This window comes from Bacillus sp. GS3m_15504 (genome assembly GCF_055825275.1).
Genome location: NZ_JBVVNL010000001.1, coordinates 1,385,892 through 1,406,960, shown reverse-complemented (window position 1 = coordinate 1,406,960; position 21,069 = coordinate 1,385,892). Strand labels below are relative to the sequence as shown.

Below are 21,069 nucleotides of genomic sequence, written 5' to 3'. Positions count from 1 at the left end.
CTCTTTATAGCTAACGAATATCTTTCTTTTTGGAAAATGAATTCCTTACAAGTTGCCCCACTTTGCATGTCCTTCATCATAATGAATCCAAATTGAAACATTCGCTAGTTAGCGTCCTAATATAATTGTTAGCGTTCACAAAAAAGTTTACTCGTAATATTCGCTCTTTATATAAAGACCCCTTAAGAGAACAATATAGAATAGACTTCATAAATACGTTGCAACATTTCTAATAACAGTGTATTACTTTAATGGTTTCTCTTTTTTACTTTTAACAGTAATTTTAGCTAAACCGGCCTCTCTTCATTTATGAGGCATTTCTTTCTCAATTCTATACATCACTTTCATAACTTCGGCAGCATTTATGGTATTGATTACACAAGCCACTGAAGCGCTTTACATACATTTCGCCTCTAATCACACACCTTTCTTACTAATAATCGCATTTTTTATATTTTCTCCAGAGATAATACAATTTCTCTCGACGCCCTCATTATAACGTGTATATTTATAAAATTAATATTTTTATATTTTCAGAAATATTAATCCCGCAAAATTTTATATGGATAATGTTTTACAGTTAGCACGTAACCCTTGTTCCTATCGCTTAAAACTGAATGAATTAGCATAAAATACAGTCATATATTACTTATTAAAGTTAGTCATTATAAAGATACTTATATTATTCTTTGTTTTAAAAATTTATTTTAAACAAAAAAGATATTCTAACAAACAATTAATGTGGTTAAAAATAAATATCTCATTAAATATACAAACCAATTTTCAGGATATATATTATATCAATTGTATTCATATACATTTTTAGGAAAATACATATTTTAACTTGATGGTAACGAGAAAATCGCTAACATTTTGTAAAACCTAAACTAAGCGCAAAAATATAATAAGCTGCCCATATGGACAGCTTATTTACATAATAATCGTTATTAGGGGTGTACAAACAACTCAATGCAATATCATCTTAATTCTAGTTTTTTCAACTCTTCTTCAGGAATATCTCTATGTTTATACCGAATCGTTTTTACATCGTTTCCTTTTATGCGAAAAATAATTGTGTCCTCTCCATAAGGCGGATTATGCGCACCTTCAAAAGTTTGAATTTGAACAGTTACATAAAAAATATTGTTTGTTTTATCTGTCTTTATTTCAAGTATTTTTTCAGAACCTCGATACCAAAGTTTTGGTTCCTTATAATAGTTTTCAACTTCTTTACTTATCGGCTCTAATAAGAGATTAATGACCACTTCTTTTAAAAACTGTTTTGGTACAGGTATTCTGTTAATTTCCTTCCTTTTTACATCTATAATTCTCCAAAAATCACCACTCTTTTCAACAGTATAAAGAACATTTGTACCGTCTGCTTTCCAAAGATGAAAATAACCTTTATTTCCCTTAATATATAATCTTGGTTCATCAATCCACTCACCTTCTGTTTGAATTATCCCTAAAAACAGCTGAGTAAGTGGCGTTATCTTATAACCTAATTGATTAAAATCACCAAACGAATAAAGTTCATAACCGGTTAAATTTATGTCAAAGCTTTGATTTCTATTATTTTCTATTTTTACAATTGCTTGAGCAGAAATACAGGGTAATACAAAACTTAGAAAACATATGATACTAATTATTTTTATTTTCATACCATCAATCACCTCTTTTATTAAAGTGCGACAAAAGAGATGATATTATTGCTTATTGCACGATTCAAACTATTAAAAGCAAATCATGTAATCTTTAAAAACCTTCATTAACTAGCTCTTTTATCGAGTTTAATTTTGAAGAAAGCTCAATAAACCATTCTTCGTCCCCTGTTAATAATGCAAGGTCTATCAGATAAAGGATTTGCTCCTTATTTATTACCTTTGATTCAGGGAGTTTGTTAACATGTTTACTAAAGAGTAAAATCGCTTCGTTTATTGTGTATTTGTCGTCACGTTTCACAATACTAACTGTAACTACATCTTCCACTTCATCAAGTGATACAATGTAACCAACTATGAATTCGCCCTCATTTGATATTCCACGAACCCAATCTCCTACTTTTAAAACTTGATTATTATTTGACATCATACTTTTTCACCTTCTTATAAATATTTTTTGTAGCGATAAAAAAGAAATAAAAATGAAATTAAACTGTAATATTTTCCATTACATTTAAATAGTAAGAACTTACGGCTCTATATAACAAGTAAGCCGCTTAACGTTCTTGATTGATAAGATCAACAACTTCTTTCATTGTATAGTTCTTTAAATATTCACCTAAATGTTCTTCCGCACCTAAGAAAATAGTAAACAGCACTTTTCGCATGTTTGAACCTACAATACACTGATCATTTGATTCTGGGCACTTAGGCTGCAACGCACCTTCAGAGGTTATTTGATAAATATGCCATAAATTAACTTCATCTAAATCCCGAGCGAAAATAAACCCTCCACCGGTTCCCTCTTTTGATTGTATAAATTTATGTTTTTTTAATAAACTTAGTACTTTGCGAATACGTACTGGGTGAACACCTGCACTTTCTGAAATCGCATTACTTGTTGACATCCGGTCTGGCTGTAAAGCTAAATAAGTTAAACTGTGTATGGCCAAGGTAAAGTCGCTGTTCATTGTTTTCCTCCTACGATCAAAAATATTGTTTCTCCTATATTAACATACTGTAGCCATAAACATTACAGATAGGTTAGTTGAACGTTAAAATATATAAAAACCACTCTTAACATAAAGAAATAGATTCCATAACTTCATTTAGCTTTTTAAGTTAAAAATACATTTAAAGACTCCATTGTTTCTTCACTTGTTCTTCTGCCAACTGTTTAATTTTTGTCCATATCGTATCTTTATTTACAATAACATTTGTTTGATAATTTCTATCGTTATAATTAACTGTAACGCATACTTCTATCACGTCCTGCTTCCTCCTGTCAAATAAATTTCTTATCTATATTTAGGTCCTGAAAAGTCTTGGATTTAGTTAAAACCTCTGACTTGTAACTTCACTTTTTAAATAATCCAATTTAAAAGCCCCACTGTTTTTTGACTTGCTCTTCTGCCAATTGTTTAATTTTTGTCCACACCGTATCTTTGCTTACAATAACATTTGTTTGATAGTTTCTATCTTTATAATTCACTGTAACGCATACTTCTATCACCTTCAGTTTCCTCCTTTCAAAAAATTTCTCTCTCATACCATTACTTATTAATTAGCCAACTTTTGCAGTTCAATATTTAAGAATGTTCGAACGCTACGTGGTAAAAATTTACGAATTTCTTCGTCATTAAAACCAATCTGTAATCTTTTCTCGTCCAGCATAATTGGGCGACGCAACATTAGCGGATGCTCAATTATTAATTTATAAAATTCATTTAGCGAAAGCTCTTCTATATTTATATTTAAGTCTTGAAAAGTTTTGGATCTTGTTGAAATAATTTCAGTAGCACCCTCTTCTGTTAAACGAAGAATGGACTTAAGTTCATCCACTGTCATAGAATTGGATACGATATTTTTTTCAGTATAATCAATTTGATTCTCCTCCAGCCATGCTTTCGCTTTTCGACATGAAGCACAGCTTGCTGTTGTATATAAAACCACCATATTTCACTCACTCCTTTAATGTTCTTTATAAAATGTACACTTTAAATATCGTTTATTGAAATGTATTAAAAAAAATTACAGTTTAGAATCAAATTCACGTAATGTTAGTTATTCGGCAATGTTTCGTTTATTTTTTACTACTCGTTTCTTTGCATGCTTCTTTTATATAATAGTTGAAACTTCATTTTACAGATGATGACAACTCACTTCTTAAATCTATACTGTAATTTTAAACCTTACAGTTCTATTAATCAAATGTTAAGTCTTGGATTAATTAATCATTTTTTGTGAATGTCCCCATAGTGTTATGCTGACCAATTCCAAATGCACTTCAAAGTACATTTTATTCATTTCTTACTTACATGTGTTATTATGAACGATATTTCGCATAATAAAAAGTACGTACTTTAAAGTGTTATAGGTACTAAAAAGTAACATATAAACTTTCTAGTGCAGTTCTACATCGATTATTATGAACGATATTTCGCACAATAAATAGTACGCACTTTAAAGTGTTATAGGCACTAAAAAGAAATAATTTTATTATTAAAGCGTATGTAGGTCCAAAACTGTAATCTACATTCATCAAAGGAGTTTTTTATGAAGACATACAATATTCCTGTAGAAGCGACTTTAGAAGTTATTGGCGGAAAGTGGAAGGTTGTTATCCTTTGCCATTTAAAGAAAGGCACAAAAAGAACGAGCGAATTAAAACGTTTAATGCCTGGTATTACACAAAAAATGTTAACACAACAATTACGTGAATTAGAAGAAGACGATGTCATCCAAAGAAAAGTATATGACCAAGTGCCACCGAAAGTAGAGTATTCTTTAACGGATTACGGTTCATCCCTAGGAGCCATACTCGATTCCCTCTGCACTTGGGGAGAAGTTCACCTTGAAAAAAACGGGAACACATCCATGCTTATTACAGCCGATGAATAATAGCTGTTTCTACTATATTGAAGACAAAAAATAGGTTGAGGCAATACGTGCCTCAACCTATTTTTTATGCCTCTTTATAACTTTTTGCAGTAATAACTGTTTCAAATTCAAAGGTTTCTGGCCGGTGATCAGCATAAGAGTATTCAAAAGTTCGTCCATCCGTTAAGTAGGCCACTTGTTCAACTCTCATTAAGAAATCTTGATTTGTTAAGTTCATAAACTGCCTTTCTTTATCATCTGGACGAACTCCTTTGACCCTAACAACGGATGTTCCCACTTCAAAACCAAGTTTATTTTGAATGTGCGAGTAGATCGACTCCTCTAAAACTGAAACTTCAACACCCGGTATGACCGAAATAGGCATCCATGTATGCTCCATAATCGTTGGAATACTGTGAATGATGCGGAGGCGGATGATTTTATATACAAAATCTCCTACTGAAATGCCCAATTTTTCAGCAATAATTTCATCGGCACCGACAATCGTAAACTCAATAATTTTACTTTCTACCTCGCTGCCATAAACAGCTTTTGTACCTGTTAAAGTTTGAATCATTCGTGCTTTTTCCTGCTGACGCCAATCTTGAACGACTGTTCCACTTCCGCGCCGGCGAATGATGTAACCGTCTCTAACTAACAGATCCAGCGCTTTTTTTATGGTAAGGACAGAAACACCAAATTCTTCAGCAAGGACGGGGCTACTTGGAATTTTTTCATTAATTTTATATTCGCCGTCTAAAATTTGCTGTTTCATTTTTTGATAAATGCCGAGGTATTTTACTTGTGTTGATCCGCTTGCCATTTCTATACCTCCTTTATGCTGTATTCCCTCTTCTATTCATTCAAGTTTAAAGCCTCAAGTTTGTAAACTGAAGGTGAAGGTGCAGCAAATCCGTTTTCTAAGATTTCAATATTCGTTACCACTTCTTCGTCTTTCACAAGCTTTGGTGCACCATTTACGATTGTTTCATACGCTGCATCATAGAAGCGACCGTAATCACCAAGCGGCGTTTTAATTTGTTTTTCAATCCAATCACCGTTTGCATTGCGATATTTCGCAATTCCATAGTACATCGGCGAATCTTCACCAAATCCTGCACTCTCAGGCATAATACCCGCTTTCAAATCATTTTCCTGCTGATCTTCACCGTATTTAATAAACGATCCATTTGTTCCATGAACGATAAAGCGTGGATAATCCTTTGCTACAACATGGTTCGTTTTCAGTTTAATTTTCAGCTGATTTCCGTAATGTAGACCAACATCAAAATAGTTATCAACCGCACCGTCCACTTCATTATTACGAATATCGTATGTCACCGTATCTGGACGGCCAAACAATGAAATCATACGGTCCATCGTATGAATACCTAAACTGTAAAATGAACCTTCTTCTTTTGGACCTTCGTGATTGATTGAACCAGGACGGAAATAATCAATATGTGATTCAACCTCAACGATATCACCAAGGAATCCTTGTTCTACAACTTGCTTCACAGCTAAGAAATCACCATCAAAACGGCGGTTTTGATAAGGCATAACTACTACACCTTTTTCTCGCCCTAAAGCTAACAATTCTTTCGCATGTTCTACTGTATCGCAAAATGGTTTTTCAACGATAACTGATTTTCCAGCAAGTATAACTTTTTTCGCTAATTCGTAATGCGTATGTGCTGGCGTACAGACCGTCACCACTTGAATTTCTTTATCGTTCAACAATTCATCCAAATTAGTAGTGAAACTAACACCTTTTTCCTCATATGGAGCCGCTAATTCTTCATTAATTTGGCGAGCAAAAATCGTTTTTACTTTTATATTTTTACGTGTATTTACATAAGGTAAATGATAGCGGTTAGCTGATTTTCCAAATCCAATAAAGCCCATTGTTAATGTCATATTCTTCAACTTCCTTGCTCATAAATTTTCGATTCTATATTTATTATATATTTTTATTATTAAAAGTATATAGTTTTGTTTTTAAAATTATATATAAAAAAGTCGAGATGGAAATCATTTTCTGATTCCCATCTCGACTTTAAGTTATAGACTTATGTCCTACCATCATTTTATTTACACTCGATGAGTAGTTAGAGAGCTACTTCATTACCCACTCTTATTCATACATATAAGAACGTGTCATCGGAATTGTATCGTTAATACCTTTTGTAAATACAAATTGGTGTAAATCAATATTACCTGTAAAGAACGAAGCTGCACATGCATTTAAATATAACCGCCACATACGAATGAATCGCTCATCTTTCGTTTTGCGAACTTCCCCCATTACATTTTCAAAATTCCGAGCCCAATGTTGTAATGTTGTCCCGTAATGTCTACGTAGGCTTTCCACATCAACAATGAAAAATTGTTCGTTTGTCATGTTCGTGATTAATTCGTTAACAGCAGGAACATATCCGCCAGGGAATATATATTTTTCAATCCAACCATTCGTAGCACCACCATTGGCCGGAGAAGTAATACAATGAAGTAGAGAAATCCCGCCATCGTTTAGCAGTTCATTAACTGTTTCAAAGTATTGCGTAATGTTGTCTTTTCCTACATGTTCAATCATACCTACACTAACAATTTTATCAAATTTATGATTCTTAATATCACGGTAATCAAGTAAAGATACTTCAACTAAATCCGTAAGTCCCTCTTGTTTAATTCGCTCGGAAGTCTTAGCATATTGTTCCTCACTTAACGTTACTCCCATCGCTTTCACACCGTACTGCTTAGCGGCAGCTGTAATGAGTTCACCCCAGCCGCAACCAATGTCTAATAACGTATCACCTTTTTGAAGGTTCAACTTTTTCAAAATATGATTCACTTTATTATGCTGAGCTGTCGTTAAAGAATCTTGCTCATTTTGGAAATATGCACAAGAATATGTCATTGTTTCATCAAGCCACAATTTATAGAAATCGTTCCCAATATCATAATGATGAGCAATATCATCTTTATTTTTTTGTTTTGAGAAATTCCATTTACTTTTGAAATATTGCAACTTACTATCACCTAAAAAGCTATCCTGCCTTCTATAAATAGATTGAATTGCTTTTTCAAGGTTCCCCTCTATTTCAAGGTCCCCATTCATATATGCTTCACCAAATGCAATAGAAGGATCCTTAGCAATCTCTTTTTTTGAAAGCGGCTTATGGAATGTTACGTGAAATTGAGGTTCCCCTTCTCCATATTGTATTGTTTCTCCATTCCAAAGTGTAATTTGAACTGGATCTGAAAAAAGATTTTTAAGTATTTTTTTATAAAAAAGTTCTTCAACCATATAAACATCTCCTACTAAAAAAATTGAACAAAAAACTATTCTAGTTAATAAGTCTTTTTGAACATAGCTTAAAACCGTAATGACTTCTTGCTACGAGTGTCATTATAAAACGGTTATATTATGAAGCATAGTACGTACTTTAAAGTGATGAAGGCACTTTAAAGTACCTATGATGAATGATAGATTAAACATTCACCTTAGCTAAAACAGCTGCTGATATGGTATAGCACCTTACTTTTCACCGTAGTAACTTTTTAAAGTTTTATACTGAAAAAACACCACCTCATCAATAGGTGGTGTTTCAATATTACATATATAGATTTCATTTAACTTTACTATTTTTTCTATCTATGCATCGTTCTCCCCATGCAGTTAATTGGTTTAATACATTTTGTAAAGACCAACCATAATCAGTTAAGGAGTATTCTACTCGAGGTGGAATTTCATTATAGATTTTACGTGTAATCACACCATCTTCTTCTAACTCACGTAATTGTTGCGTTAACATTCTAACAGAAATTTCAGGAATTAAACGTTGCAACTCACTCGTTCGCTTCTTCCCTTTTGTTAAGTGACATAAAATAACCACCTTCCACTTTCCCCCGATAATTTCTAAAGTTGCTTCTACCGGTATATTATATTGTTTCACGCAATCTCCCCTCCTTTTTTCTAAATTCCTTCTCTATTGTTGCGTAAAAATAAATATTTTTCTATACGGCACATTTTAGTTCCTACAGCACAAAAAAGTACCTATATTACAAAAAAGTAATTATGCCGCTTAAAAATCTCCCTCTATACAAAAAGAAAAAACGAACGTATTCTCGTTCGTTTTTTCCTTCTTTATTCAGCTGCTGTAATGAGCATAGACGTGTTGCCATTCTTTTCAAGATGATGTTCTCCCCAGTTACAAAGAGAATCAAGTATAGCATCTAATGAATGACCGTAATCAGTTAAGGAATACTCTACTTTCGGCGGCACTTGGTTATACACTTTTCTCTCGATTACACCATCTTCTTCTAATTCACGTAATTGTTGCGTTAACATCTTTTGTGTAATACCAGACATTAATTGTTTTAATTCGCACGTTCTCTTTTTGTCTTTCTTTAAATGACAAAGGATCACTACTTTCCACTTCCCACCGATAACCTGTAAAGTCGCCTCTACAGGAATATTGTATGTTTTCATATAAAAATCTCCTTTAATAATGTTATAAGGCAAGTAAGCTAAAGATTTAAATATTACTTTTAAGTATCTATAGCACCTTAAAGTACGTACTTTTTACCCTGTTAAACATGTTTCATAATAGCATATGTAAACAGCAGATGAGTAGTACGGTACCAAAAAGTACCTGTATTACTTTTTAGTATCTATATCACTTTAAAGTACGTACTTTTCATTATGTAAAATACATTTCATAATAGCATTTGTAAGAGTTGAGTGAGTCATGCAGTATTAGACATTACTTTTTAGTACCCGTACTTTAAAGTGAGTATTTTTTAGCTGTTTCAATATTTTTATCATAGATTTTTTCAGACAATGAAATGACATGTTTTCATTTTCACATCCATTCACAATGATGAATTAATTTTTAAATACATTTTAGGAGGATATTTATAATGAGTAAGTTACTAAAAGAAAAAATCGGTTTTGGTACAGCACCACTAGGAAACATGTACCGAAATATCCCAGAAGAAGAAGCAATCGCTACAGTGGATGCTGCTTGGGAGAATGGCGTTCGTTACTTTGATACAGCTCCACTTTACGGATCTGGTTTAGCGGAGATTCGTCTTGGCGAAGCACTATCAAAAAGAAATCGTGATGATTACTTTTTAAGTACAAAAGTCGGTCGAACGATTTCAGATGAACTAGAAGATCCATCTGCACGTGATTTAGGTGAAAAAGGTGGACTTTTCGAATTTGGCCGTAAAAATAAAATGATCAATGACTATAGCGCAGATGCAACACTTCGTTCTATTGAGCAAAGTTTAAAACGTTTAAAAACAGATCGTCTAGACTTTGTTTTCATTCATGACTTAGCACAAGACTTTTATGGTGATGAGTGGATTTCACAATTTGAAACAGCTCGAACAGGAGCATTCCGTGCACTAACACGTTTACGTGAAGAAGGCGTCATTAAAGGCTGGGGACTTGGAGTAAACAAAGTAGAATCAATTGAACTGATGCTTGATTTAGAAGAAGCGCAGCCAAATATATCCTTACTCGCTGGTCGTTATTCATTACTAGACCACGAGCGTGCATTGCAACGAGTAATGCCTGCAGCTGTTAAGCATAATATGGATATTGTTGTTGGTGGCCCATATAGCTCAGGTATTCTTGCTGGAGGTGCTCACTTTGAATATCAAAAAGCATCACCAGAAATTATTGCAAAAGTTGAGAAAATCAAAGCTCTTGCAGATCGTCACGAAATTAGCATCAAAGCTGCTGCATTACAATTTTCACTAGCGAATCCAGCAGTTGCTGCCGTTGTTCCTGGTGCAAGTAAACCGGAACGAATTGTAGAAGACCAAAACGCCTTAAATACAGTAATTCCAGCAGCATTCTGGGAAGAAATGCGTGAACAAAAACTAGTAGCACCTAATGCACCACTACCAATCAGCGTAAAATAAATTGAAACCTTAATCAGTGGGGCAATCCCCACTGATTATTTACCCGCAAATACCGGAATGAAAAGGAGCGTAATGAACATGGCACATACTACTACATCTATGGAAATTTTCGGTTCACCTGAACAAGTATGGCAATTAATTGGAGGTTTCAACTCCCTTCCAGACTGGTTACCTTATATACCTAGCAGTAAATTAACGGAAGGCGGTCGTGTACGTCATCTAGCTAATCCAGATGGTGACACAATTATAGAACGCTTAGAAGTATTCAATGAGAAAGAACGATATTACACGTATTCAATCATGAATGCTCCATTTCCAGTCACTAATTATCTATCTACAATCCAGGTGAAAGAAGGTACTGAAAGTAATACATCTTTAGTAGAGTGGTCTGGTACATTCACTCCTGTTGAGGTTAGTGTTGAAGAGGCAATCAATCTGTTTCATGGTATTTACAGTGATGGGCTCAAAGCATTGCAGCAAGCATTTCTAGATTGAGCTATTAAAAACAATGAAAAGCAAAGCGATATCGCTTTGCTTTTTTATAAAATCCTTTTTAACTTTTCACCAATTAACTTCGCTACATACTCATAGCCTTCTGGTCCAAAGTGTAATCCATCTTTTTCATCATTTTCTACAAACCTTTTATAATTCAGTTCTTGAATCATTTCAGCATACAAATTTAGAAAATAGCTTCCTGTTTCTTTCGCCACTTCCTCTACCACGTCTGCATACTGACCAAGCACTTCATTTGTTCTATTATGCTGTCTTTCTTCATCAACTGGGGCAGGACTAATAAGCAGTACTTTACCTGACGAAATATAGTTCACAATCTTCTCTAAATTTTCTTTGTATGCCTGTAATGACCCTTGTGAAAAAGAAACCGCATCATTCGTGCCAAGAAAAACTGTTACGAAATCTGGTTTATATGATAATACATCTTCTTCAATCCTATTTAACGCATCGAATGTAGTATCACCTGGAACACCTGCATTCACTACTTTCCAATTCGGAAACATCTCTCGCAAACGTGGTGTTAACCTCGGCGTTCCATCAAAAAATGTTTCATCAGCTGTAATACTATCCCCAAAGCATACCAACGTTTTCATAAAACTAACTCTCCTTTTACGTATGAAACAACTTTCCTTCTACCGCCTTAATATATCTTTCAGCAGAACGTTCAACTGCCTCATTTGCATTTTCTTTTACTACTCGATGAAAAGCGTTGTATAAACGATTAAACTGTAACGGCTTCACTCGATTCACCATTTCTTCCACTTTTCTCGCTGGTAATGGAATTAAGTTTGGATAGCTGTACATAAAGCTTACCCATCGTTCATCCGCTACAACTTGAATAATATCACCTGTTAACAAAATCCCTTTTCCGTCATTACCTTCTTCCCAATGCAATACAGAACCGCCACTAAAATGTCCTCCAAGACGATGTATAGTAATCCCATCCGCTAATTGTAAAGACTCACCAGACCAATAAATAATACGACTACTCGGACGCATCACCCACTCTTTATCATCTTCGTGTATATAAATTGGTACATCAAATGTCTCCGCCCATTCTACTTGCGTTGAATAATAATGCGGGTGAGATAATGCAATCGCATCTAATCCACCAAGCTCTTTTATTTTCGCAATTGTCGTTTCATCTAAATAAGTAATACAGTCCCACAGTAAACGATATGAATCTGTTTTCACTACATATGCCGTTTGACCGATCGCAAATCCTGGTTTTGTTGTAATACTAAAAAGCCCATTTTCCTCTTCGATTATTTCATTTTTATATGTATCACTTGTTTGTAAGCTTTCTAGCGTCGTCCAAGACTGCCCTTTCGGATTCACATATTGTCTCTCTTCATCACAAATATGACAACTCACTGGTTCTTCTACACTCGCTGCATACTGCACGCCACACGTTGTACAAACGAAATTTTTCATCATAATTTCCCCTATCCCTCTATTTTTATTAAGCTGATTTTTGTTGATAATGATCTGCTTTTTTATTTTCAATTAATAAACTGATAAAAGTAAGTAAATAAACAACTGTAACTGACAATGGAATTACAGTGAATCCTTTTTCTGCAAAAAGAATCCCGCAAACTGACGTTACGAATACAGTCCCTACTGACAATAAACCGTAACTTTTGCTTTCATAAATCCATACGTACGGTACAAAATGAACACCTATTAACATTGCTACTACAAAAGGTAACCATTCTGGAAATTGAAAATAGGCAAGTAATACAAGCGGAATATTCAATACATTTATCCCACCAATTAATCCTGCCAAAATCCCTAACGGATTTCCTTTCGCAAACATATCAATTTTCAATATAGCAGCTATCATTAAGCCGAAAGGAAATACACATCCCATACCGATTAAATATACCCACACCACTTGTTTTTCAGAAAGAACAAAGCCCGTTATACTCATAACTATCCAAAATAAAACACCAGCTAATATAATCGGTAATCCTCTCTTCGTTTTGATTGCTAAATCCTTTTTCGCTTCTACAACATTCATCTCACCATCTCCCCAAAAATATTTGTACTATAAAGTCACCTCAACCTCGCCCATCCAATAACGCCAAGCTGCTAAATAATCTTCTAAATCTTTCGGGTGGTGCCTTAAACACGTATCTATACGCAAATATAATCCTATGACTATTTCTTCATATAAATCACTTTCTTTTTTATGAAATACACACTGTTTCATCGCATAATGAATTGTTTCTTTTGTTACATCTTCCGTGGTTGAACAGAATGCATAAATTAAATCGTATATAGGATCTCCTAACACTGGTAAAGGATCAATTACACCATGCAACTCATTTCCTTGAAATATAAAATTATGAAATCCAAGATCACCATGCAATAAAAATGGCTGATTTATTCCAGTCCCCCTACTTGGACTATTTGCTAACTTAAGAACCGTTCTATACTCTTCTTCACTTATGTAACGTTTTACATTTTCATGAGCTTCCATTACATTTGTCGTTAAAAATTCATGCCAAGATTGAACCGGACTTTCTTTCCATCCCCAGACATCTAAATCTGAAACTATTTCATACTTATTAATAACTTCTTTTACAAGTGTACGAAGCGTACTTCGTTTATGCCCTTGTTCGCAAGAAGTACTACCTTCAAGAAAAGAATACACAATATACGTATGGAAAGGTTCCTTATACAAAAACTTCGAAAACAACTTATTCCCCTCATAAAAAGAAAGAAAATTAGCTTCTTCCCGTATTACTTCCGCTTCATTCAGCTTTACAACATATTCTTCATCCAACAAATACACAGTACTTGTCGTTCCTCCGTTTAATACTTTTATGCTATTTGGATAATATGAAATAACTTTCTCCTTAACTAGTTGTGCAGCGATTACTGAAATGTCCATTCCCTCACCCTTTAATCCCGAAGATTCCCTCAATTCAAAAGACAACTTTACTATTATTTGACAAACAAATAGTAAATACCTTCCAAAATCATAATATAACAAAAATTCATTCACTTTTACATTTCTTAAATAAGGAAATACTAACAACAACGTTACATACATATAGGAGGACAATATGAAACCTGAATTTTTAAAAGCTGTACATGATGCTATCGGAAATGTCGAACACATTCATATAGAAGAAAACGGTGCTGACAGCTTACTTATCCATCATGATGATGCACAGCAGTTACAACAAGTCGCTAAAACACTAGAAAATAACAATTTCCGCTCTGCTTTAAGAACAACTGGAGATGCTTCGTATATTGAAGTATTGAACCGATAATGAAAGTCCGGATGTATGCCGGGCTTTCTTTTTTATCCCGCTATTCGCTGGGCAGCCCGATTGGTGAGGGCTGATAATCAGTGGGGATGCCCCTCACTGATTAAAGTTTCACTTTATATTAAAACTTCAAACTCTTTCACATATACCGCTGTTCCAGCAATATCTATTTGTAACTTCTCACTTTCTACATCTTTCGTTACATATACCGTTACACGACCATCTTTATGTATTTCTTGCCCTTGTTCAACGATTAACTCCATTTCATGGTCAAAATCTTTCTCCACATACGTCGCATAATATGCTCCCATTACACCTGAAGCTGTTCCTGTCACTGGATCTTCAATCGTTCCAGCATAAGCTGATGAGAAATGACGCCCATGCATATGTACCTTTTCGTCATAAGTTTCTAGACAAATTGGGTGAATAGAAGCGTTAGGTATTTCTTTTAATACCGATGGAAACACCTCATTGTTAGGTTTCATTCTCTCACATACATCTAGATTTTTAACCGGTACAATTACGGTCCAGTTCCCCGTACTTCCATATACAATCGGTAAACTTACATCTAAATCATTTACTTCTAAACCAATACTATGAGCTAATTCTTCTTTTGAACCTGCAAAATCTTTAAACTGAGGTGCTGTCTGCCTCATTTTAATAAAGGTTTCTCCATTTTCATTTACACCTATTTGTATTGGTAAAATCCCGGCCTTCGTTTCAATCGTAAGGCTTGCTTTCTCTTCTAATAAACCTCTTTCACGCAAGGCATAAATAGTCCCAACTGTTCCGTGTCCACATAAATCCATTTCATAACCAGGTGTAAAATAACGCATTCTTATATCTGCTACTTCTGAAGAAAGTACGAACGACGTTTCGTTAAATCCAACTTTTTCAGCAATACGTTGCATTTCCTCTTCTGTTAATCCATCTGCATCTAATACAATACCTGCTGGATTCCCCATATTCGGTTTATTTGTAAATGCGTCATAATGAAATACGTTTATAGTTTTCATTTTCTTTTCTCCTAACCCTCATTAAAAATTTTATAATAAAGCTCTATCTCCGTTTTCAACGAACAATTATTTCTCAAAAATATCCCCTGCATCTTTTCATTTGATGTATGTGTGCTCCCAATATAATACGTAGCCCCCATTTCTTTTAACATATGTAAACATTGAAGATGTAGCTTGGAAGCAATTCCTTTCCCGCGATAATAAGGCATTACTCCAAAATAAAATAACCGTCCTTCACTTACTGTTCCAGGTTCTATATGCGGTATGGCCATACCAGTTGGCTCATTTTTATCATAAAAAACAATGCATAACTTCTCCCAGCCCTTACCTAACTCTGTTTGCACTGAATAAAAATGCTCATCAATCGTTAAAATTGAAGTTTGATTCCCTGAACCCGACATACATTGTTCCCAAATATATTTAAATTCTTTTTCTGATAACGTTCCTTCTGCTATTGATCGATATGTATATTGTCTTTCAAGTTCTTCTATATTGTTCAATTCTCTACATACTTCTATCTTTGCTGCGTGCAAAGAAAAACCGGCATCAAGTAACACTCTCACACTTGAGTTATAACTACTAAACCTTTTGTTTAATACAATACTCGCTCTTTTTAACTCCCAGTTAAAACAAACTTCTTCAAATCTACTTATCTTTTCTTTATATGTTTGTACGTCATACAAAACGTCTTCTTCTATTTCTTCAATGGTCACTGCATTTGGTAAGTCATTTAATACTTTTTTAGAAGGGCCAAACAAATTCTGAATGATTGCAAGATCGTATATCACCACTTTATTTCACCTACACCTGGCTCAATAAACTGCCCTGAAAGATCCTCATTTGAATCTATTACCCAATCATATATATTTTTTGCTCCTTCAGCCGGGGTCATATTCGCATCAAAAGCACCAATTTCAGTCTTTAATTTTCCAGGATGAATGGCAGTTACACTTATTCCTTTATTCTCAAACTCTTGTTGTAAGCAGAGTGTTAGCATATTTTGTGCAGCTTTAGCAATTCGATATGAATATGAGAAATGGCCTTGCGGAAACTCTTTGTTGGCCATTTTATGCAATGAACCTAACCGAGAGGACACATTTATGATTCTCGGATGATCCGATTTAGCTAAAGCCATATATGTACCTTTTACAGCTCGAATTACACCTAAGCAATGAATATTAAATAAGTCCGTTAACTCTTCTGAATTCGTATGTAAAACCTCAGTCTCCTTTCCAGTAATTCCAGCGTTATTTATAACTAGATCAATATACTCTGTATATTCCTCAAGCTGTTTCTTAATTTGCTCTGTACTCTCATCAGCCGCTAAGTCTGCTAATATAGGAAAACATCTACAACTAAACATTTGCTTCAATTGCGTTACCGCAACCTCAGTTCTAACTAACGGATAAACGATATGCCCATTTTCATGAAATACTTTTACTAACTGCAACCCTAATCCGCGATTTCCACCTGTAATTAGAACTCTCATATATTCATCTCCTTATTTTTAAAATAAATAAGAAAATCCATCCACTTACCATTCTCTAATGAAAACGCCTCTCTCTTGCATTCAAAAGAAAAACCGGCTCTTTCCGCAAGACGAACGGATGGCTCATTATCAACACGTATATGTAATTCGATTCTATGAAAATGAAGACGATTAAAAAATAACGATACTGCAGCTTTCACACTTTCCATGCCATATCCGTTTTTCCAGTATTGATTATGTATGGAATATCCCATCATCGCCCATTGATAGTCCATACGTAAAATTTTAATCAGCTCTAGCTTACCAATATTAGCTCCGTCTTCTTTACGAAAAATACCTAATACGTACATCTCATCTCGATGCGCTGCTTCATCAAAGCCCCTTATCCATTCCGTGAACCATTCTTTTGTTGATGATGCCATAACTTGATAACCATCATCATATTTATACTGCGATGGTAACCTCTTATTAAATCCATCTAACCAACTTTCATAATCATCATTTTGGAACGGACGGATCATCAGTCTCTCTGTCTCTACCTGTAATAACGGCAGCTTCATTTACATCTCTTCCCTTTATTAATATTTGAATATTCTTTATTATCTTACACAAAATACAAAATCTAGTAAATTATTATGTTTTTGATAGACAAGGTCCTGTTAAACTACAATATTAATTTTTGAGAAATACAAAAAGGAAACCCTGTTCTGAAGGGTTTCCTTTTGTCATCACACTACCAGACTTATCTGTGATTTAAAACCTTGTATTCTGTCTTTAATATTCCATACACATCAACATCTTCATATGTATTTAATAAAAGTCTATTTTGTCTCAACGTGCCTTCTTTACGTAAGCCCGACTTCTCCAACACCTTAATCGATGATCGGTTTCTAGAAATGGCAGATGCCCAAATTCTATTTAAACCTAATTCGATAAAACCAAATTGAATCATTCTGTTTACAGCCTCAGTTGCAAAACCCTTTCCCCAATAATTCTTACCAATCCAATAACCAAGTTCACCTCTATTGTTACCCTTGTCAATTCTTAGTGTAATTGTACCTACAATTTCTCTTGATTCTTTAGAGACAATTCCTAAAGGATATTCGATTCCTTTCCTTATAAGTTCTGGTTGCATATCAACCCAATCTTGCGCGAACTCTAATTTATATGGGTGTGGAAGCCCAAGAATATTAGCTAATTCCTTATCATTAGCTAACTCTTTAATTCTAAACACGTCATCATTAGTAAAAGGTTCTATACATAAATGCTCAGTTTCTAATTTTATAGCCATAGTTTCTCCCCCTAGTACTGAAATTAGTTAGCTCCCTTTATTTTCAATATTACACTAAAAAAACATAAAAGGTTTTAAATATTTACAATATCCACCAACAGAATCATAAACAAAAAATCCAGTTATGCTTTATACATAACTGGATTCCTCATCATTTAATCGTTTTTATTTTACAAGTATATTTTCTCTTAATTCCCTTTTCAGTACTTTCCCTAAAGCATTTTTCGGTAATTTGTTCATAAATACAACTTTGGGTATTTTATAGCTTGCTAGTTTTTCTTTACAATACTGTATAATTTCTTCTTCCGTTAAAAACGTTTGCATGTCTTTTACAATGTACGCTGTCGGAATCTCTCCCCAAAAGCCATCTGGAACTCCAACTACTGCAACTTCTAAAACACCATGCATTTCATGAATAACATCTTCTACTTGGTCTGGATATACATTGTCACCACCGCGTATAATAACGTCTTTATATCTTCCCATAATATGCAGGAATCCGTCGTCATCTATCATGCCAGCATCGCCCATGTTAAACCAATTATCTTTTATTACCTTCTTTGTCGCCTTTTCATTATTCCAATACCCTTTAAACATATATGGGCTTCTTACATGAATCTCTCCAACTTCATTTGTTGTTAGTTCATGTCCTGTTTCTGGATGAACAATTTTCACCTCTACATTTTTCAAGGCTTTTCCTACAGAAGACATCTTTTCTTTTCCCATCATTGGATGCCATGAAGTTACAACCCAACCTTCTGTACTACCATAACCTTGCACCATATATATTCCTTTTTCCATATATTTTTGGATGAGTGTTTCTGGCACTTTTGTTCCACCGCTTTGTGCTACTTTAAAAGTTGAAATGTTACGTTCTTTTTTATTTAGTTCATCAAGCATGTAGCTATAAACAGCCGGGAATGCAAGCATCGTAGTAATTTTCTCTTCTTCAATCTTATCCCAAATAAGAGTCGGATTCGAATCAGCTAAGAAGATCATCGTAACACCATGATAAATGCAATTTAAAATAGAAAGCACGCCGCTCATATGAAACAATGGATGGACGGATAAAAAGCGCTCACCTGCTGGAATTTCTCTTTGTCCTGCAATCTCATCAAAATAATGATGTAAATTTTTATGTCCAATTACACATGCTTTCGCCTGTCCAGTCGTTCCCGAAGTAAATAAGTAAATGGCGTCGTCTTCTTCATGAACTTCTACGTTCGGTTCTGTCATTGGCTGTTCTTGTAACGTTAATTCAAATGAACCAAAGCCTTCTTTTGTCGTTTCAATTACATAAGGAATTTCTTTAACAGCATCAACCTTTAATAACACTTCACTAAATTCTTCATCAATAACTAACACTTTTAATTTCGCTTCTTTTACAATCGTTTCTAGTTCATAAACAGTAAGCTGATGATTTAGCGGAATAAATACCGCTCCAATTTTTAAACTTGCCATCATAACGCTTGGAAACGGGTGATTATTTTTGCATAGTATTCCAATACGATCTCCTCTTTGCACACCACTATGTAACAAATAATGTGCAAGCTGATTTACTCGTTCATTATACTGCTGAAATGAATATCTTTTCTCTCCCCCTACAAGTGCTTCCAAATTTGGTGATTGCATTGCTCTTTTTTGTAATAATTGTTGCATCGTTCTCAAGTAAAACTCCCCTTTATATATGTTAGGTTTTTTATTTTACCAGATTAACTATTAATTTACTAAAGATTACACTTAGTGAATATAAAACAAATAAAAAACAGCCATTTACTTCACAAGTAAATGGCTGTTTCTTCTTATATATTAGAATACTTCTTATTCATTACATATTGCACATACTCAGGCGCACTTTTATCAATCTCTTCATCACTTAGTTTATATTCGGCACCATATAAATAAAAGGAAGGTATAAATTCCATACCTGTATATAGGCATGTAGCTTGGAATGGTTTCGTCAACTCATCCATCGTAATTCCGCTATTTTCATAATCTTTTTCTAATCCACCTATAGAAATAGCTACACCAAACTCTTTTCCCTTCACTTTATCCCCTTTTGATCCGTACGCAAATCCATATGTTAATACATCATCAAACCATTTTTTTAATAATGGCGGTGTGCTGTACCAGTATAGCGGGAATTGAAATATATATCTGTCATGTTCTACTAATAACTTTTGCTCTTCTTCAATATTAAACTCCCAGTTTGGTGCCACTTTATATAATTCATGCACCGTAATTTCATCTGAATGTTTCTCAAGTTCTTCTATCCATCTTTTATTAATTTTTGATTTTTCAATATGAGGGTGTGCTACAATTACAAGTGTTCTCATCATTTTTCATCCCCTTTATAAATGATTCAATCCTTTACGTATTAGTATGAATGCATTACATATAATTGAAAAGTACGTACTTTGAGGTGCTATAGGAACCTTGAGGTACCTTTGGAGGTGTTATATGAATCAAAATGATAGCTGTCCAATTGCAACGACGCTCGATGTAATCGGCGGAAAATGGAAAGTTTATATTTTATGTGTTTTGATGGATGGAAAAATGCGAACAAATGAAATTAAACGAGAAATTCCAAACCTTACACAAAAAGTACTTACACAACAACTTCGGCAACTTGAAGCTGATGGGATTATCCATCGTACCGTATATCAAGAAGTACCACCAAAGGTTGAGTACACACTAAGTGAGCACGGAAAATCTTTAATGAAAATTATGGATGAACTATTTGAATGGGGAAAAGGTCATCAGATCAAAAGATTACATGACTAAAAGTACATTTTGAACTTTGTTAAATCTTCCATATCAAGAATTCTTCTAAAACCTTATAATAGTGTATCGTCACATTTCATTAATCTAAGGTTGTAAAGTCCCCCAAAATGATATTTTATATTTTAGAGGTAATACCATATCACTATCAAACTAATAAAAAAGATACTCTTTAAAAGTTAAAAACGCTATTCTCTCTATAAAAACATAGGAAAGAATAGCGTTT

27 protein-coding genes are annotated in these 21,069 nt (G+C 34.1%); 5 read left to right on the top strand and 22 right to left on the bottom strand.

Features of this window, described 5'->3' with window-relative positions:
- Positions 1–977 precede the first annotated feature (977 nt).
- From AC0L0O_RS07500 to spxA, 6 genes are all read right to left on the bottom strand, one after another.
- On the bottom strand, positions 978–1,661 hold the full coding sequence (locus AC0L0O_RS07500; RefSeq protein WP_000694052.1) for a DUF3888 domain-containing protein: 684 nt from the start codon (positions 1,659–1,661) through the stop codon (positions 978–980).
- Between the two features lie 94 nt (positions 1,662–1,755).
- On the bottom strand, positions 1,756–2,091 hold the full coding sequence (locus tag AC0L0O_RS07495; protein ID WP_000987469.1) for an IDEAL domain-containing protein: 336 nt from the start codon (positions 2,089–2,091) through the stop codon (positions 1,756–1,758).
- Positions 2,092–2,218: 127 nt separating this feature from the next.
- The gene (gene saiR, locus AC0L0O_RS07490; protein WP_001083467.1) at positions 2,219–2,632 is read right to left on the bottom strand and encodes an Rrf2-family transcriptional regulator SaiR; all 414 of its coding nucleotides are present in this window, start codon (positions 2,630–2,632) and stop codon (positions 2,219–2,221) included.
- A 163-nt stretch (positions 2,633–2,795) separates the two neighbouring features.
- Positions 2,796–2,930 (bottom strand): BA3454 family stress response protein, encoded by a 135-nt coding sequence (locus AC0L0O_RS07485; protein WP_000573529.1) that lies wholly within the window; start codon positions 2,928–2,930, stop codon positions 2,796–2,798.
- 109 nt (positions 2,931–3,039) lie between these two features.
- Positions 3,040–3,174, bottom strand: coding sequence for a BA3454 family stress response protein (locus tag AC0L0O_RS07480; RefSeq protein ID WP_000573520.1), 135 nt, complete (start codon positions 3,172–3,174; stop codon positions 3,040–3,042).
- Between the two features lie 47 nt (positions 3,175–3,221).
- Complete coding sequence (gene spxA / locus AC0L0O_RS07475) at positions 3,222–3,617, bottom strand: transcriptional regulator SpxA (protein WP_000261178.1); 396 nt, start codon at positions 3,615–3,617, stop codon at positions 3,222–3,224.
- Between the two features lie 600 nt (positions 3,618–4,217).
- Between spxA and AC0L0O_RS07470 the strand changes: the two genes are divergently transcribed.
- Positions 4,218–4,562, top strand: coding sequence for a winged helix-turn-helix transcriptional regulator (locus AC0L0O_RS07470; protein ID WP_000860825.1), 345 nt, complete (start codon positions 4,218–4,220; stop codon positions 4,560–4,562).
- A gap of 64 nt (positions 4,563–4,626) precedes the next feature.
- Here the strand turns inward: AC0L0O_RS07470 and AC0L0O_RS07465 are convergent, their stop codons facing one another.
- The 5 genes from AC0L0O_RS07465 to AC0L0O_RS07445 form a co-directional block, all read right to left on the bottom strand.
- Positions 4,627–5,364 (bottom strand): GntR family transcriptional regulator, encoded by a 738-nt coding sequence (locus tag AC0L0O_RS07465; protein WP_000146309.1) that lies wholly within the window; start codon positions 5,362–5,364, stop codon positions 4,627–4,629.
- Positions 5,365–5,396: 32 nt separating this feature from the next.
- A complete protein-coding gene (locus AC0L0O_RS07460) occupies positions 5,397–6,458 on the bottom strand; it encodes an oxidoreductase (protein ID WP_000176626.1) in 1,062 nt (353 codons plus the stop codon).
- Positions 6,459–6,675: 217 nt separating this feature from the next.
- Positions 6,676–7,848: a cyclopropane-fatty-acyl-phospholipid synthase gene (locus AC0L0O_RS07455; protein ID WP_000229051.1), complete on the bottom strand. Its 1,173-nt coding sequence runs from the start codon at positions 7,846–7,848 to the stop codon at positions 6,676–6,678.
- A gap of 322 nt (positions 7,849–8,170) precedes the next feature.
- Positions 8,171–8,497 (bottom strand): winged helix-turn-helix transcriptional regulator, encoded by a 327-nt coding sequence (locus tag AC0L0O_RS07450; protein ID WP_000816343.1) that lies wholly within the window; start codon positions 8,495–8,497, stop codon positions 8,171–8,173.
- Positions 8,498–8,688: 191 nt separating this feature from the next.
- The gene (locus AC0L0O_RS07445; RefSeq protein WP_000860837.1) at positions 8,689–9,033 is read right to left on the bottom strand and encodes a winged helix-turn-helix transcriptional regulator; all 345 of its coding nucleotides are present in this window, start codon (positions 9,031–9,033) and stop codon (positions 8,689–8,691) included.
- 431 nt (positions 9,034–9,464) lie between these two features.
- On the opposite strand from AC0L0O_RS07445, the gene AC0L0O_RS07440 reads away from it, so the two are divergent.
- Together AC0L0O_RS07440 and AC0L0O_RS07435 are read left to right on the top strand one after the other, a co-directional pair.
- Entirely contained in the window at positions 9,465–10,475 is a 1,011-nt protein-coding gene (locus AC0L0O_RS07440) for an aldo/keto reductase (RefSeq protein ID WP_000040534.1), read from the top strand.
- 78 nt (positions 10,476–10,553) lie between these two features.
- Positions 10,554–10,970, top strand: a complete 417-nt coding sequence (locus AC0L0O_RS07435; RefSeq protein WP_000951532.1) for an SRPBCC family protein — start codon at positions 10,554–10,556, stop codon at positions 10,968–10,970.
- A 44-nt stretch (positions 10,971–11,014) separates the two neighbouring features.
- Here AC0L0O_RS07435 and AC0L0O_RS07430 read toward each other — a convergent pair whose 3' ends face one another.
- The 4 genes from AC0L0O_RS07430 to AC0L0O_RS07415 are packed head-to-tail and all read right to left on the bottom strand — an operon-like array spanning position 11,015 to position 13,884.
- Positions 11,015–11,581 carry an SGNH/GDSL hydrolase family protein gene (locus AC0L0O_RS07430; RefSeq protein ID WP_000855213.1) on the bottom strand — a complete coding sequence of 189 codons (567 nt, stop codon included), beginning with the start codon at positions 11,579–11,581 and terminating at the stop codon, positions 11,015–11,017.
- A gap of 16 nt (positions 11,582–11,597) precedes the next feature.
- Positions 11,598–12,425, bottom strand: coding sequence for an MBL fold metallo-hydrolase (locus tag AC0L0O_RS07425; RefSeq protein ID WP_078437438.1), 828 nt, complete (start codon positions 12,423–12,425; stop codon positions 11,598–11,600).
- Between the two features lie 25 nt (positions 12,426–12,450).
- The gene (locus tag AC0L0O_RS07420; RefSeq protein WP_473785689.1) at positions 12,451–13,008 is read right to left on the bottom strand and encodes a DUF7010 family protein; all 558 of its coding nucleotides are present in this window, start codon (positions 13,006–13,008) and stop codon (positions 12,451–12,453) included.
- A gap of 27 nt (positions 13,009–13,035) precedes the next feature.
- The gene (locus AC0L0O_RS07415; protein ID WP_000355417.1) at positions 13,036–13,884 is read right to left on the bottom strand and encodes an aminoglycoside phosphotransferase family protein; all 849 of its coding nucleotides are present in this window, start codon (positions 13,882–13,884) and stop codon (positions 13,036–13,038) included.
- Positions 13,885–14,059: 175 nt separating this feature from the next.
- Here AC0L0O_RS07415 and AC0L0O_RS07410 point away from each other — a divergent pair, with 175 nt between their 5' ends.
- On the top strand, positions 14,060–14,269 hold the full coding sequence (locus tag AC0L0O_RS07410; RefSeq protein ID WP_000801644.1) for a hypothetical protein: 210 nt from the start codon (positions 14,060–14,062) through the stop codon (positions 14,267–14,269).
- A gap of 113 nt (positions 14,270–14,382) precedes the next feature.
- Here AC0L0O_RS07410 and AC0L0O_RS07405 read toward each other — a convergent pair whose 3' ends face one another.
- The 7 genes from AC0L0O_RS07405 to AC0L0O_RS07375 all read right to left on the bottom strand — a co-directional run bounded on the left by AC0L0O_RS07405 (position 14,383) and on the right by AC0L0O_RS07375 (position 20,398).
- The gene (locus tag AC0L0O_RS07405) at positions 14,383–15,282 is read right to left on the bottom strand and encodes a PhzF family phenazine biosynthesis protein (protein ID WP_000849343.1); all 900 of its coding nucleotides are present in this window, start codon (positions 15,280–15,282) and stop codon (positions 14,383–14,385) included.
- An 11-nt stretch (positions 15,283–15,293) separates the two neighbouring features.
- The gene (locus AC0L0O_RS07400) at positions 15,294–16,070 is read right to left on the bottom strand and encodes a GNAT family N-acetyltransferase (RefSeq protein WP_042510999.1); all 777 of its coding nucleotides are present in this window, start codon (positions 16,068–16,070) and stop codon (positions 15,294–15,296) included.
- Complete coding sequence (locus AC0L0O_RS07395; protein WP_473785688.1) at positions 16,067–16,771, bottom strand: SDR family NAD(P)-dependent oxidoreductase; 705 nt, start codon at positions 16,769–16,771, stop codon at positions 16,067–16,069. The genes AC0L0O_RS07400 and AC0L0O_RS07395 overlap by 4 nt, the downstream gene beginning before the upstream one ends.
- Complete coding sequence (locus tag AC0L0O_RS07390; RefSeq protein WP_000775375.1) at positions 16,768–17,331, bottom strand: GNAT family N-acetyltransferase; 564 nt, start codon at positions 17,329–17,331, stop codon at positions 16,768–16,770. Before AC0L0O_RS07390 ends, AC0L0O_RS07395 begins: the two co-directional genes overlap by 4 nt.
- Before the next feature lie 182 nt (positions 17,332–17,513).
- The gene (locus tag AC0L0O_RS07385) at positions 17,514–18,062 is read right to left on the bottom strand and encodes a GNAT family N-acetyltransferase (protein ID WP_000985519.1); all 549 of its coding nucleotides are present in this window, start codon (positions 18,060–18,062) and stop codon (positions 17,514–17,516) included.
- 165 nt (positions 18,063–18,227) lie between these two features.
- Positions 18,228–19,730, bottom strand: coding sequence for a class I adenylate-forming enzyme family protein (locus AC0L0O_RS07380; RefSeq protein ID WP_001259969.1), 1,503 nt, complete (start codon positions 19,728–19,730; stop codon positions 18,228–18,230).
- Positions 19,731–19,864: 134 nt separating this feature from the next.
- On the bottom strand, positions 19,865–20,398 hold the full coding sequence (locus tag AC0L0O_RS07375; RefSeq protein ID WP_031302250.1) for an NAD(P)H-dependent oxidoreductase: 534 nt from the start codon (positions 20,396–20,398) through the stop codon (positions 19,865–19,867).
- A 124-nt stretch (positions 20,399–20,522) separates the two neighbouring features.
- Between AC0L0O_RS07375 and AC0L0O_RS07370 the strand changes: the two genes are divergently transcribed.
- On the top strand, positions 20,523–20,846 hold the full coding sequence (locus tag AC0L0O_RS07370) for a winged helix-turn-helix transcriptional regulator (RefSeq protein ID WP_001072992.1): 324 nt from the start codon (positions 20,523–20,525) through the stop codon (positions 20,844–20,846).
- Positions 20,847–21,069: the final 223 nt, after the last annotated feature.